A 14,295-nucleotide genomic window follows, 5' to 3' on the forward strand; every position below is an offset into this window, starting at 1 on the left:
GCATGGTTGAGTGGCCTTGGACCCACCGGAGAGGACGCATCATGCTCAGTGCACTGCGCGCCGCCGTCGACGATCCGGCGCGGATCAGCGTCCGTGCCATCGACCGCCATGCCAATGCGCATGATGCCTCGCACTTCCTGCTGATCCCCCGCGCTGTGGCCACTCCCCGCAACGCCGCCGAGGTGGGCCGTCTGCTTCAGGTCAGTGCAGGCCATGGCGTGCCGCTCACGTTGCGCTCCGGTGGAACCAGCCTCAGTGGACAGGCGGGAACTGACGGCATCCTGGTCGATGTGCGCAAGCACTTCCGGGACATCGAGGTGCTCGACGGCGGAGCCCGCGTCCGGGTACAGCCCGGAGTCACGGTGCGGATGCTCAATACCCGGCTCGCGCGATACGGACGAAAATTCGGACCCGATCCGGCCAGCGAGTCGGCCTGCACCATCGGCGGAGTGGTAGCCAACAACTCCTCGGGCATGCACTGCGGAACCGTGGACAACGCCTACCGCACGCTCGAATCGCTCACGCTGGTCCTGCCGAGCGGAACCATCGTGGATACCGGCGCGGAGGACGCCGACGAACGCCTGCGCGCGCTCGAGCCCGCCCTGCATGAGGGCCTGGTCCGCCTGGCCGCGCGTGTCCGGGCGGATCCGGCGTCGGTTGGAACGATCACGCGACTGTTCGCACGGAAGAACACCATGGGTTACGGACTCAATGCGCTGCTGGATTTTCTCCACCCGGTGGACATCCTGGCGCACCTGGCGGTCGGCAGCGAAGGGACCCTCGGCTTCGTTGCCGAGGCCGTCTTCCGCACCGTCCCGGTGCATCCGTATACTGCAAGCGGGTTGCTCGTCTTCCCGACCCTCCAGGCAGCCAACTCGGCGCTGCCGGCACTGGTGGCGACCGAGGCGGCTACCGCGGAGCTCATGGACGCGCTGTCGCTGAAGGTGGGTCAGTCGCTTCCCGGAACCCCCGGCGTCGTGCGGGACCTGCGCATCCGTGACCACGCAGCGCTCCTCGTCGAATATTCGGCCGATACAGCCGGCGAGCTGTTGGAGCGGCGGGCCGCCGGTACCACCGCGCTGGCCGGCCTCGGCCTGGATTCCCCCGCCGCCTTCACCACCGACGCGGCCGAACGGGCACAGCTCTGGCACCTGCGGAAGGGCCTCTACGCGTCGGTGGCGGGAGCCCGACCGCCGGGAACGACGACGCTGCTCGAGGATGTGGTCGTGCCGGTCCCCGCCCTCGCCCGCACGTGCGTCGAGCTCAACCGGCTCTTCGACAGCTACGGATACCGCAACAGCGTCATCTTCGGCCACGCCAAGGACGGCAACCTCCATTTCCTGCTGACGGACCGCTTCCTCTCCGAGGCGGAACTCGGGCGATACAGCGCGTTCACCGAGGATCTGGTGGATCTGGTGCTCGGCGAAGGCGGATCACTGAAGGCGGAGCACGGCACCGGGCGGGTGATGGCGCCCTTCGTCCGCCGCCAGTACGGGGACGAACTCTACGAGGTCATGCGTGAACTCAAACTGCTCTTCGACCCCACAGGCATGCTCAATCCCGGAGTCATCCTCAACGACGACCCGCTCGCCCACCTCCGGCACATCAAGACGGCGCCCGCCGTCGCCGAGGAGGTGGACCGCTGTGTGTCCTGCGGTTACTGCGAGCCGGTATGCCCGAGCAAGGACCTCACCCTGACGCCGCGCCAGCGCATCGTCACCCTGCGGGCGATGGAGCAGGCACGGCTCGACGGCGACACCGTCCTCCTCGCCGAGCTGGAAAAGGACTACGACTACGAATCGGTGCAGACCTGCGCGGTGGACGGCATGTGCCAGACCGCCTGCCCCGTCGACATCAATACCGGCTCCCTCGTGAAGCGCCTCCGCCGGGAAGGAGCAGGCCCGGTGGCGAACCAGGCGTGGAGGGCTGCCTCCGCGCACTGGGATGCGGGAACGAAGGGGGCGGGAGCCGCCCTGACGCTGACGGCGAAGCTGCCGACCGGCGTCGTGCGGGGCCCGAACCGGGTGGTGCGCGCCCTGCTCGGAGCCGAGACCGTGCCGCTGTACTCGCCGGAGCTTCCGTCAGGAGGTCCGTCCAGGAACCGCCCGGCACCGCTTCCGTCGCCGGCTGGGACTCCCCTCGCCGACGCCGTGTATTTCCCGGCGTGCGTGCAGACGATGTTCGGGCCGGCGTCCGGGCCCGCCGGTTCCGGGAAAGGCGTCCAGGCGAGCTTCGAGGAACTCTGCGGCCGGGCAGGGATCACCCTCCTGGTGCCGAAGGCTATCGACGGGCTGTGCTGCGGCACGCCCTGGTCCTCCAAGGGACTGGTTGCGGGACTGGAGTCGATGCGTGCCCGCACGCTCGCGGCTCTGCGGGAAGCAACGAACGACGGCGAACTCGCGGTCGTGTGCGACGCCTCCTCCTGCACCGAGGGGCTCCTCGCCACGATCGACGCCGAACCTCGGGAACCGGGCCGGCAGCCGCTGAGGGCGGTCGACGTCGTGCACTTCAGCGCCGAGCGGATCCTGCCGGTGCTGGGCGGCCATCCCAGACTCGAGTCCCTGGCCCTGCATCCGACGTGCTCGTCCACGCGCCTCGGTCTGAACCCGTTCCTCGCGGCAGTGGCCGAAGCAGTCGCGGAGCGGGTAAGCGTCCCTGAGAACTGGGGCTGCTGTGCGTTCGCGGGTGACCGCGGGATGCTGCACCCCGAGCTCACGGCCTCGGCCACGCAACGCCAGTCCGCGGACGTTTCTGCGATGAACGCAGCCGCCCATGCGTCCTGCAACCGGACCTGCGAGCTCGGGATGACGCGGGCCACCGGACAGCAGTACCGCCACGTCCTCGAATTGCTGGAGGAGCAGACGCGGGGCTGAAGTTCCCGCCACTGCGCAGCTGCCGGCGCTAGCTGTCCCGCGCGTACCGCTCCACGAAGGTGCCGAGGATCCGTGAGGGCTGGTCGACACGACTCGCCCGTGTCCGTTCCATGTAGGCGTCGGCCTGCTCGGGCGGGAAATAGCCTGCATTGCGGTAGGTGTCGATACGTCCCACCAGCGCTTCCACATCGAGCTCCGGGTGGAACTGCGTCGCGTAGAGGTTCTGCTTCACCCGGAACATCTGAACCGGGCAGGTGTCCGACGACGCCAACAGCACCGCCCCCGCGGGAAGCGTGGTGCAGGCTTCCTTGTGACCGACGAATGCGTCGAACTCCGAAGGCAGCCCGGCGAGCAGCGGATCGACAGCGCCGTCGCTGGTCAGGGAGATCCGGATGGCGCCGATGGGCTCGGCATAGGTGCGGTCGATCACGGCTCCCTGGTGACGACCGAGGGTCCCTACGCCGTAGCAGGCTCCGAAGAACGGGAAATCCATCGCCACCACGCGGTGGAGGAGCTCGTTCAGCTCGCCCTCCACGCGGCGCTGGTTGTCCGACTTCTCTGCCTCGGGATCGGAGGAATTGAACGGACTGCCGCCGAGGAGAATGCCGGAGTACCGGTGCAGGTCGATGGTCGGCAGCGGGCCCGCCTCGGCACGGACGCGGTGCAGCGAATGCGGGTCGAGCCCGCCGAACCGGAGGAAGCTCGAGTACTCGGCGTCGGCTGCGGCGTCTTCAGCGCGCGTTGCAAGCAGGAGGAACGGTTTCACCCGTCCGATGCTACTGGTCGAAACACGCCCCCCCCCCCCCCCGCTGATTAAGCACCTATGGCTGCCTTCCCCCCCGGCAAAGCCGCCAAAAGTGCTTGATCAGCGGGAGGTGTGCTGGTGCCACCAGCGTGAGAATCGGCGCCGTTCACCGAATAAACCTTGCGGACACCGGCGCCGTCCTGTTAGTCCTGAGTTACGAGGCGAAGTTGTTTCAAGCGGGCGCCACCAGTTTTCGCTGCTGGCGCGGAAAAGGAAGTGCGCCATGGCCAAGGAAAACCCTTCTGTCAAGGAACCCGACGAGAAAGACATCAAGGTCGAGGACGAGCCCAAGGACTGGGCGGCAGGGCTGCCGGGCGTCTATTACTCGATGAAGCCCGCCATCGAGCACATGGGCATCGACCGCACCCGGAAGACCGTGCTCGCGATGAACCAGAAGCACGGCTTCGACTGTCCCAGCTGCGCCTGGCCGGATCCCGACAAGCGGAAGGCCTTCGAATTCTGTGAAAACGGTGCGAAGGCCGTCACCTGGGAAGCCACCCCGGTAGTCATCCCATCGGAGTTCTGGGCTGAGCACTCCATCACCGAGCTGAAGGAGCGCACCGAATACTGGCTCGGCATGCAGGGCAGGCTGACCGAACCCGTCTACAAGCCGGCAGGCGAGGACCACTACCGGCCCGTCAGCTGGAACGAGGCGTTCTCCATTCTGGGGAACAAGCTCCAGAGCCTCGATTCGGCCGACGAAGCCGCCTTCTACACGAGCGGCCGCACCTCCAACGAGGCCGCATTCCTCTACCAGCTGTTTGCCCGCGGTTTCGGCACCAACAACCTCCCGGACTGCTCGAACATGTGCCACGAATCCTCGGGTTGGGGCATGGGCCAGACCATCGGCATCGGCAAGGCGACCGTCACGTATGACGACTACGAACGTGCCGACCTGATCATCATCATGGGCCAGAACCCTGGTACCAACCATCCCCGCATGCTCACGGCCCTCGAGGAATGCAAGGAGACCGGCGGTCACATCGTCGCCGTCAACCCACTGCCCGAAGCCGGTCTCAAGCGTTACAAGAATCCGCAGAAGGTGAAGGGCATCATCGGCCACGGCACCGAAATCGCGGACCAGTTCCTCCAGATCCGGCTCGGCGGCGACATGGCCCTGCTGCAGGCCGTCTCCAAGCGTGTCCTCGACGCCGAGGCGAAGAACCCCGGCACCGTCCTCGACCACGATTTTCTCGACAAGCACTGCGAAGGACTCGAGGACCTCAAGGAGCACCTGTCCCACCTGGACGAACAGGAGGTCCTCGAGGCAACCGGCCTCCGCACTGAGGAAATCGACGAGCTCGCCGCACGGTACCTCGCTGCCGAACGGGTCATCATCACCTGGGCCATGGGCATCACGCAACAGAAGAAGGGCGTGGAGACCATCAAGGAGATGATCAACCTGCTCCTCCTTCGCGGCAACATCGGCAAACCGGGCGCGGGGGCCTCCCCCATCCGCGGCCACAGCAACGTCCAGGGTGACCGCACCATGGGCATCTGGGAGCAGATGCCTCCTACGTTCATGGACGCCCTGGGCAAGGAGTTCAGCTTCTCACCACCGCGGAAGCACGGAGCCGACGTCGTCGAGTCGATCCTGCGGATGCGCGATGGTGACATCAAGGTGCTGGTGGCTCTCGGCGGCAACCTGGTCTCGGCGGTATCGGACACCACCATGGCTTCGGCTGCCATGGAGAACCTCGAGATGTCGGCCCAGATTTCCATCAAGCTCAACCGGTCCCACCTCATCACGGGCAAGGAGGCGCTGATCCTGCCCTGCAAGGGCCGCACCGAGATCGACATCCAGGAGACCGGCGAGCAATTCGTCTCCGTCGAGGACACCGTCTGTGCCGTCCACCCCTCGTGGGGCAGCGTGGAGCCCGTAGCCCCCACACTGCTTTCGGAGCCGGCCATTGTCAGTCGGCTCGCGCTGGCTACTCTCGGCAACAAGCTCGACGCCGACTGGGCCGGCTTCGAGAAGGACTACGACCTCATCCGCGACCACATCTCCCGTGTGGTCGAAGGGTGTGAGGACTACAACACGAGGATCCGGCAGGAAGGCGGCTTCGTGCTCGCCAATGGGCCGCGGGACTCACGGACCTTCAACACACCCACGGGCAAGGCCGTGCTGACCGTGAACGCCCTCGAGTCCCTCGAACGGCCGGAAGGGACGCTGATCCTCCAGACCCTTCGCTCCCATGACCAGTGGAACACCACCATCTACGGCCACAACGACCGCTACCGCGGCATCAAGAAGGGCCGCCACGTGGTGATGGTCAATCCCGAGGATATCGTCGAACTGGGCCTCGAGGATGGCCAGAACGTGGATCTGCACGGCATCTACGAGGACGGCGTGGACCGGGTGTGGAGCAAGATCCGCGTGGTGTCGTATCCCACCCCGCGCGGCTGTGCTGCTGCCTACTATCCCGAGGCCAATGTCCTGGTGCCCCTCGAACATGTGGCCGACGGCAGCAACACGCCGGTGTCGAAGCAGATCATCGTGCGCCTCACGCCGGCAGTCGATACCTCCACGGACAAGGAGGACTTCACCTTCCTCGCCCGGAAACCTTCGGAAGCTCCCGGAACCCGGACGGAAACGGTCGGCGTCTGAGGGAAGTGGTGCCTGTCCCGGAAACGGACGGGGCTTCGGCACCTCGGCACAATAGATCCCGACGCCGAGCGGTACCCGGCTTATAGACTGCTGGAACCTGCCCGCCTGAGCGGCAGGTTCCAGCGGTCGAGGCAAGGCAGGCACGAGGGTGAGCGGACGCAAGGCCAGTACGCCGCGCGATCCCGTACAGCGCAAGGTTCTTTCCGTCCTGGTGTTCGCGCAGATCCTTGGTGGAATCGGCATGGGCGCAACCCTTTCTCTGGGTGCCCTGCTCGCTGCCGAGACGTCCGGTTCGAGTGCATGGTCCGGCATGGCCGCCACCATGAGCACCCTTGGTGCAGCGACCGCGGCGGTCCCGCTTGCAACCCTCGCCCGCAATCGTGGACGGCGGGTCTCGCTGGCCACGGGCGCCACCATCGCCGGCGGAGGAGCGATACTCGCAGTCGTAGCGGCGTCGCTGTCCCTTTTCTGGCTGCTTCTCCTGTCCCTGGCACTGCTCGGCGCCGGTGGAGCCACGAGCCTCCAGGCGCGCTTCGCCGCAACCGACCTCGCCGCCTCCGGCACCCGGGGGCGGGACCTCTCGATCGTCGTGTGGTCCACGACGGTGGGCGCGGTCCTCGGCCCCAACCTCTTCGAACCGGGCCAGGCCGTCGCCGCCGTCCTCGGCCTGCCCGCTCTCAGCGGCGGCTTCCTGTTCTCCATCGCCGCGCAGGCGGGAGCGGCGATCGTCTACGCGGTGGGTCTTCGCCCCGACCCGCTGCTCACCGCGCTCGGTCGAAACACAACGCACGCAGGCGTGGTCGCTGCATCGACCGCGGGTGCCGGGACTCCGGGCGGCAGTGGAAGTGCCGACGCCGGCGGAAACGCCAGCACAAGCGCCGGCGTGTCGGAATTGGGAGCCGACGTGGCCGGGGACGGGGGTCCCGACCCCGCGGCCTCCCGCGGCAGCGCTGCAGGTGCGAAGCGTCACGGCCCGCGTGGACTCGTGGTCCTTCGACGTAACCCGACAGCCCGGTACGCCGTGGCCAGCATTGCCATCAGTCACTCCACCATGGTCGCGTTGATGTCCATGACTCCCGTCCACCTTCACGACCACGGCGCGACCCTGGGAATCGTCGGCCTGACCATCAGCCTCCACGTGGCGGGAATGTACGGCCTGTCGCCCCTCTTCGGCTGGCTCTCCGACCGGGCAGGCCGCATCCGGACCATCGTCCTGGGACAGGTCCTGCTGCTCGGAGCACTGTTCCTCGCCTGGATCGGGGCGGAGTCGCAGGCTGCCGTGACCGCCAGCCTGATCCTGCTGGGCCTGGGCTGGTCGGCTTCGGTGGTGGCAGGTTCCACCCTCCTCGCCGACTCCGTCCCCCTCGAGGAGCGTGCTGCGGTACAGGGCTCATCGGACCTGCTCATGAATTCCGCAGGCGCCCTGGGCGGTGCGCTGGCAGGGCCGGTCCTCACCCTCGTGGGCTATGCGGGACTGGGGCTCTGCGCCATGGTCCTGGTGGTGACCGTACTCGCCTGGACTGCGCTGCGGTTCCGCTGACAGGCACCCGGCCCTCGGCGGCAGGGAGCCACTGCTGCACAGGGGGCTCCCTACCGGCGGGCGGACCGGCTACTGGGCGGAGCCGGTCCAGCCTGCCTGCTCCTGGCCGTCACCCGGATTCCGCGTCGCGATTTCGAGGACCGTTGCCGATGCTTTCTGCACGGCCGCGTCCGATCCCCTGCGGCCCCTGGTGGGCGATGAACCCGCGGCATAGCCGACGAGGAATGCGCTGATGGCTCCGGCGTTCGGCGATACGGACCGCGACCGCTCGACGACCTCGACGATCTTCTCGTGGTCCACCTCGAGGTCCAGGATCTGCAGCGCCTGAGTGAGCTTCCGGCTCCATTCGCTGAGCTCGTGTTCCTCGGCATCGATATTGACGGTCATTGCTTCTCCTCCGTTGGCACTGGGTTCTCCTTCAAGGAATAGCATCAGCGGGCGTGGGGCACAATGGAATTCCGCTCGCACCCGAGGTCGGACCGCCCCGGCTCAGGGCGCTCCCGCTTCCGGATCGGCAGCGCTGCCCTGCGCCCGGACCGTGCGCGGCGTCGCCCCGAACCACCGCCGCGCACATCGGGTCAGTGCCGACTGTTCGGACAACCCCACGAGCGCGGCGATCTGCACGAAGGGAAGATCGGTCCGCGTGATGAGCCGCAGTGCCGACTCGCGCCGGGCGTCGTCGAGCAGGATTCCGAACGATGTCCCTTCAGCAGCCAGCTTCCGCTGGACCGTCCGGGGGTGCATTCCCAGCAGGCGGCCCGTGGACTCGATGCGCGCCGGAGCGGAACCGAGCGATCGGTCGATCGCGACCCGGACCTGCGGCGCGAGGGTGCGTCCCGGCTCCGGAAAACGTGCCTGGAGATACGTCAGGGCGATTTCGCGGAGTGCCTCGTCAACGCCTGTCAGGGGGCGGTCGAGGAGGCTGCGTGGAACCCGGAGCAGTGCCGATTCCTGCTGGAACCGCGCTTCGGCACCGAAGAAGGCGGTATACCGCGACGACGGGGCCAGCGGCCGGTGCGGCAGATGCACCGAGTGCAGACCGTACGGCCCGCCCACCAGGAACCGCAGCATCCGGTGGACGAAGGCGAGACCCACGTCCGATCCCTGCCGGGGCGGAACACCGCCGTCGGCCGATCCATAGCGCAGCCCCACCTCACCGTGCCTACCCTCGGGATCGGCGACGATGCTGAAGCTGAGCACCGGGCTGTGCACGAACAGGAACTGCGACGCGCACTCCAGGGCACCACCCACCGTCGGTGCGTTCTGCACCGCGATGGCCAGCGGACCGAGGATGCCGATGTCTTGGTGCAGTGCCATCTGCAGTCCGAGGTCGGGACAGGGGAGTTCACGGGCCGCACCCTCGAGCAGCCGGCCCATGGCGGCGTCGGATACCAGTACGTCGTCGGAGTCCAGCGCCTCGATGCCCACGCCGTAGCGCTCCGCGAGCAGCGCGGCGTCGCCCTGGTGCGCCTCGACGACGGAGCGGAATCCCCGGATTCCAGCCGACCGGATAAATGACCTCATGTCGTCCAAGGGTAAATACCTGTCACCCGGAGTCAAGTACTCTCCGCGCGTCTGGGAAATAATCGAAGGATGCCCCAACATCCTGAACACCTCGACGTCGTCATCGTGGGCGCCGGCCTCTCCGGTGTCGGAGCGGCCTACCGCCTGAAGACAGAGTGCCCCGGCAAGACCTTCGCGGTGATCGAAGCCCGGCAGTCGATCGGCGGAACATGGGATCTCTTCCGCTACCCCGGCATACGCTCCGACTCCGACATGTTCACCCTGGGCTACCCTTTCCGTCCCTGGGCCGGCGCCAAGTCCATTGCCGACGGCGCCTCGATCCTGAGCTATATCCACGAAACTGCCGCCGACACGGGCATCGGGGACAACATCCGCCTCAGTACCAGGCTGGTCAGCGCGGCGTGGTCCTCGGCGGAGGCCCACTGGCTCCTCGAGCTGGACGTAACGAGCGAGGACGGCGATAAAATCCGCAGGTCGATGACCTGCGGATTTCTCTACTCGTGCACCGGTTACTACGACTACGCCCGCGGCCATGAGCCGGCCTTCCCCGGCATCGGGGACTTCCAGGGCGAAGTGGTCCGGCCGCAGTTCTGGCCGGAGGACCTCGACTACACGGGGAAGCGCGTGGTCGTGATCGGCAGCGGTGCCACTGCCATCACGCTCGTGCCCTCTCTGGCCCGTGACGCCGCCTCTGTCACCATGCTGCAGCGCTCTCCCTCCTACATCCTTGCCGTACCGGGACGTGACAGATTCGCCGACACTGCGCGCAGGTACCTTCCCGCCGGGGCCGCTCACCGCCTTGCGCGGGCGAAGAACGTCCTGGTCACGCAGGCTTTCTACCAGCTGTGCAGGCGTCAGCCGGAGCTCGCGAAGAAATTCCTCCGCAAGCAGGTGACGGACATCCTCGGGAACGATCAGGTGGTGAAGGACAACTTCGTCCCCCGGTACAACCCCTGGGACCAGCGGCTGTGCATCGCCCCGAGCGCCGACTTCTTCCGCGCCCTGAAAACGGAGGAAGCGTCAGTGGTGACCGACACCATCGAGACGTTCACCCCGCGAGGCATCCGCCTGTCCTCGGGACGGGAGCTCGACGCCGACGTCGTGGTCACTGCCACCGGGCTGTCGATGCTGCCGCTCGGCGGCGCGACCTTCACCGTGGATGGAAAGCGAGTGGACCTCGGGGAGACCTGGGTCTACCGCGGTCTGATGACCAGCGGAGTACCCAACCTCGCACTGTGCTTCGGCTACAGCAATGCGTCCTGGACCCTGCGGGCGGACCTCAGCTCCCGCTACGTCTGCCGGCTGCTCAACTATCTGGACAGGCACGGCTACCGCTCGGCGACGCCCGCGGCCAGGGACGGCATGACCCGACGGCCGATCCTTGATTTCACTTCCGGCTATGTGCAGCGGGGGTCCGGCGCGTTCCCCCAACAGGGGAAACGCCAACCGTGGGTGATGCGGCACAATTACCTGCTGGACGCGCCGTCCGCCCTGTTCAGCAACCTCGCCACTGACATGGCCTTCGATGCACCCGCAGGGGCTGCGGCAAGGGCGCCGGCAAGCGCCCCTGCCGACGCACCCGATTCCACCGCGCTCGAACCCAACCGCCCCGACGTTCAGGAGCTTGTCCCATGAGCCTTCCCCCTTTCACCTTCACGGGCGGCACGGCAGTGGTCACCGGTGCCGCCGGAGGCATGGGCGAGCACCTCGCCCGCGGGCTCGCCGAGCGCGGCTGCGCCCTCATCCTGGTCGACCGCGACGGCGGCAAGCTCGACGCCGTCGCAGCCTCCATCCGGTCGGTGTTCCCTTCGCAGACCGTCGGGACGCACGTCGTGGACCTGTCGGACGGCGCCGCCGTCGTTGCCCTCGCCGAGGACATCCTCGAATCGACACCGTCCATCTCCCTGCTCATCAATAACGCCGGAGTGGCATTGGCGGGGCGGTTCGAGCAGATAGCGCTCGACGATTTCGACTGGGTCCTGAACGTCAACTTCCGCGCGCCCGTCCTTCTGACCCACTACCTGCTCCCCCGGATCGGTCCGGGCGGGCACCTGGTCAACGTATCGAGCCTCTTCGGACTCGTGGCACCCAGGGGCCAGACGGCGTACTCCTCGAGCAAGTTCGCGATCCGCGGGTTCACCGAGGCACTGCGCAACGAGCTGGGCCCTCGGGGCATCGGGGTCACGAGCGTCCATCCGGGCGGCGTGAAGACAGGAATCGCCCTGAACGCACGGGTTGCAGGCGGACTTTCCACTGCCGAGCAGGAGAAGTCGAAGCAGGAATTCAACCGCCTTCTGACGTTTCCCGCGGACAGGGCCGCCGAACTCATCCTCCACGCCGTCCAACACCGCAGGCATCGCCTGCTGATCGGGGCGAGCGCCAGGATTCCCGACATCATCGCCCGGATCGCCCCCGGTTCCTTCGGCACTTTCGAGCGCTGGGCAATCAAGGCGGCCGCCCGGTCGAACGGGCGAAAGAGCAGGGGAAGGTTCCGGTGAGCACTGGAGCCGATCGCTCGACGGACGCCCTGCTGACGGTCAGCGGGGTCCGCGTCCGGTGCCGGGACACCGGTGACCGCCCCAGCCCCCCTGTGCTGCTCCTTCATGGAATCGGACGCAGCCTCGAGGACTGGGAAGGGCTTTACGGCCGCCTTGCCCCGGATCATCGCGTGCTCAGCATCGACCTGCCGGGCTTCGGCCTGTCCGAGCGGATCGCGGAAAAGTACACACTGGAGTCCCTGGCCCGGTTCATCCTCGCGGCCCTCGATGTACTCGGGGAGCACCGCCCGGTGCACTTGGTCGGCAATTCGCTGGGCGGCGCGGTCGCCATGCAGCTGAGCGTCCTCGCGCCGGGGCGCGTGAGGAGCCTGATCCTCGCGAACAGCGCAGGGTTCGGGCGCGAGGTCATCCTGGCGTTGCGGGTCCTGTCCGTCCGGCCCGTGGGCAGGCGCCTGCTGAAGAACAAGTCCCGCGACAACGCGTACCGTACCGAGCGCGCGCTCTTCCACGACCGCAGGTTCGTCACCGAGGAGCGGCTCGGCCATGCGATGAAGGTAGGAGCGAACCCTGGGCACGACGACGTCCTGCTCGCCGTCGCGCATTCCCTCGGGACGTTCCGCGGAGTGCGGCGACGCTGGCGGAACAGGCTCCTGCCTGCCGTCGCCGCGCAGGACAAACCGACGCTCGTGGTGTGGGGCGCTGAAGACCGGGTCCTCCCGGCGTCGCACCTGGACACCGCACGGTCGGCATTTCCGCACGCGCGGTTCGCCGTCTTTCCGCAGTGCGGGCACATGCCCCAGATCGAGCGGGAAGCGGAGTTCGGTACTCTGGTGCGGGAGTTCATCGGCGACGTGGAGGCCCTCTCATGACTCGGACGATCTTCAGCACCGCAACCACACTCGACGGGTACATCGCCGACGCGTCGAACTCGCTCGACTGGCTGTTCGCCGTCGACTCCCCGGATCCGCAGGACCACCTGGACTTTATGGCGGGAGTCGGCGTCCTGGTCGAGGGCTCCACCACCTACGAGTGGGTGCTTCGGGAAGAGCGATTGCTCGAGAACCCCGGGAAGTGGCGGGAGTACTACGGCGACCGGCCGACGTTCGTCTTCACGAGCCGTGATCTCCCCGTGCCGGCCGGCGCGGATGTCCACTGCGTGAGCGGGCCGGTACACGAGTTCTTCCCGACCCTGCAGGCAGCGGCGGCAGGGAAGGACATCTGGGTAGTGGGCGGCGGTGACCTTGCAGGGCAGTTCCTCGACGCCGGACTGCTCGACGAGATCCAGCTCTTCGTGGCTCCCGCCGCGCTGGCCTCAGGAGCGCCGCTCCTCCCCCGTCGGGTCGGGTCGGACCGGCTGACCCTTCGGTCGGCAGAACAGCGGGGCCAGTTCGCGCACCTGGTGTACGACGTCGCGCGGGTACCGGCAATTCAGGAAGTGCCGGCAGTCCAGGAAGTGCGGCCCGCGTCCTAACCTCCCGGAACGTATCCTGCCTGCCAGCGCATCAGCTCCCCGAAGAATTCCGAGCGCGCAGGCTCTGGGGACAGCGCAAGGTCATGGATGCCGCCCTGCACCCGAACGAGCATCACCGACCGCCCCAGCTTCACCGCACCGCGCGCGATATGCGAGACATTCAGCACGACGTCGGTGGAATCGATCCTCCCGGGTTCCTTGAGAGGGGAGGAACTCGCGTCCGAACACGCCACGAACACCGGGCAGTCGATGCGCAGTCCCCGCGCGAGCTCGGCATGTCCGCGCCGGATGGCCCTCAGCCAACCCGCAAGGACAGGGAAGCCCCCATGCGGCTTCCACGCGAGATCGTACTGCCAGGAGCCCCCGGAATCGGCATGAAGGTAGCGCCCGTAGGCCGGGCCGAGGCTGCTCACCTGCCTCCGGGGTTGGAGGGTCCCCAGCCGGTGCACGGCCGCCGTTCCGATCGTCCGCTGGAACAGGCTTGCGTTCAGGTCGAACCACGGGCTGTTGAGGACCAGCGCGTCGACGATGCCCCGGCCCCTGCGCCGGTTCGCCCACAGGCTCGCGATGAGGCCGCCGGTCGAATGACCCATGACGGCCAGCACGCTGTGGCCGTCGTCGTCCCGGATGATCCGCGCTGCCTCGTCGAGCTCCTCGTCATATTCCTCGAGCGAGGTGATGTAGTTCGGCGTCTGGTGTCCGAGCGTCGACCTGCCGTATTTCCGCAGGTCGAGGGCGTAGAAATCGTAGCCGGCCGCCACCCACGCGTCAGCCAGGTGGGTCTGGAAGAAGTAGTCGACGAAGCCGTGGACATAGAGCACGGCCCGGGCGCTCCCCGCGCCGCCCCTCCGCCGTACCAGCGTCGCCACGACGTCGCCCTCGGCGTCGGGCTTCAGGAAGAGGGTCCGCGCCGCGTAGTCCGACCCGAGGATGTCGTCGGTCTCTGGCCCTGCAGGCATGGAGGATCCTTTCGCAA

Annotated in this window: 11 protein-coding genes; 7 read left to right on the forward strand and 4 right to left on the reverse strand. The window is 67.4% G+C overall.

The annotated features are described in order from the left end of the window. The first annotated feature begins 41 nt into the window (after positions 1 to 41). Positions 42 to 2,873, forward strand: coding sequence for an FAD-binding and (Fe-S)-binding domain-containing protein (locus tag IWX65_RS05530; protein WP_196881452.1), 2,832 nt, complete (start codon positions 42 to 44; stop codon positions 2,871 to 2,873). Positions 2,874 to 2,901: 28 nt separating this feature from the next. On the opposite strand, the gene IWX65_RS05535 is transcribed toward IWX65_RS05530, so the two are convergent. Beyond that, on the reverse strand, positions 2,902 to 3,639 hold the full coding sequence (locus IWX65_RS05535; protein ID WP_196881453.1) for a glutamine amidotransferase: 738 nt from the start codon (positions 3,637 to 3,639) through the stop codon (positions 2,902 to 2,904). A 262-nt stretch (positions 3,640 to 3,901) separates the two neighbouring features. Between IWX65_RS05535 and IWX65_RS05540 the strand changes: the two genes are divergently transcribed. Further along, positions 3,902 to 6,286 carry an FdhF/YdeP family oxidoreductase gene (locus IWX65_RS05540; protein WP_196881454.1) on the forward strand — a complete coding sequence of 795 codons (2,385 nt, stop codon included), beginning with the start codon at positions 3,902 to 3,904 and terminating at the stop codon, positions 6,284 to 6,286. Positions 6,287 to 6,434: 148 nt separating this feature from the next. After that, positions 6,435 to 7,826 carry an MFS transporter gene (locus IWX65_RS05545; protein ID WP_334683679.1) on the forward strand — a complete coding sequence of 464 codons (1,392 nt, stop codon included), beginning with the start codon at positions 6,435 to 6,437 and terminating at the stop codon, positions 7,824 to 7,826. Between the two features lie 69 nt (positions 7,827 to 7,895). On the opposite strand, the gene IWX65_RS05550 is transcribed toward IWX65_RS05545, so the two are convergent. Both IWX65_RS05550 and IWX65_RS05555 read right to left on the reverse strand, forming a co-directional pair. Next, a complete protein-coding gene (locus tag IWX65_RS05550) occupies positions 7,896 to 8,213 on the reverse strand; it encodes a DUF6457 domain-containing protein (RefSeq protein WP_196821453.1) in 318 nt (105 codons plus the stop codon). Positions 8,214 to 8,315: 102 nt separating this feature from the next. Next, the gene (locus IWX65_RS05555; protein WP_196881455.1) at positions 8,316 to 9,350 is read right to left on the reverse strand and encodes an AraC family transcriptional regulator; all 1,035 of its coding nucleotides are present in this window, start codon (positions 9,348 to 9,350) and stop codon (positions 8,316 to 8,318) included. A gap of 69 nt (positions 9,351 to 9,419) precedes the next feature. Here IWX65_RS05555 and IWX65_RS05560 point away from each other — a divergent pair, with 69 nt between their 5' ends. Genes IWX65_RS05560 through IWX65_RS05575 form a run of 4 tightly spaced genes read left to right on the forward strand, consistent with a single transcriptional unit; the run spans position 9,420 to position 13,319 of the window. After that, complete coding sequence (locus IWX65_RS05560) at positions 9,420 to 10,985, forward strand: flavin-containing monooxygenase (protein WP_196881456.1); 1,566 nt, start codon at positions 9,420 to 9,422, stop codon at positions 10,983 to 10,985. Then, positions 10,982 to 11,848 (forward strand): SDR family NAD(P)-dependent oxidoreductase, encoded by an 867-nt coding sequence (locus IWX65_RS05565; RefSeq protein WP_196881457.1) that lies wholly within the window; start codon positions 10,982 to 10,984, stop codon positions 11,846 to 11,848. The genes IWX65_RS05560 and IWX65_RS05565 overlap by 4 nt, the downstream gene beginning before the upstream one ends. Next, a complete protein-coding gene (locus tag IWX65_RS05570; RefSeq protein ID WP_196881458.1) occupies positions 11,845 to 12,717 on the forward strand; it encodes an alpha/beta fold hydrolase in 873 nt (290 codons plus the stop codon). Before IWX65_RS05565 ends, IWX65_RS05570 begins: the two co-directional genes overlap by 4 nt. Further along, positions 12,714 to 13,319, forward strand: a complete 606-nt coding sequence (locus tag IWX65_RS05575) for a dihydrofolate reductase family protein (protein WP_196881459.1) — start codon at positions 12,714 to 12,716, stop codon at positions 13,317 to 13,319. Before IWX65_RS05570 ends, IWX65_RS05575 begins: the two co-directional genes overlap by 4 nt. Here IWX65_RS05575 and IWX65_RS05580 read toward each other — a convergent pair. Next, positions 13,316 to 14,278, reverse strand: a complete 963-nt coding sequence (locus IWX65_RS05580; protein ID WP_196881460.1) for an alpha/beta hydrolase — start codon at positions 14,276 to 14,278, stop codon at positions 13,316 to 13,318. The genes IWX65_RS05575 and IWX65_RS05580 overlap by 4 nt on opposite strands. Positions 14,279 to 14,295: the final 17 nt, after the last annotated feature.

Origin of the sequence: Arthrobacter sp. CAN_A214 (assembly GCF_015751955.1) — a bacterium.
Taxonomy (GTDB): domain Bacteria; phylum Actinomycetota; class Actinomycetes; order Actinomycetales; family Micrococcaceae; genus Arthrobacter_D.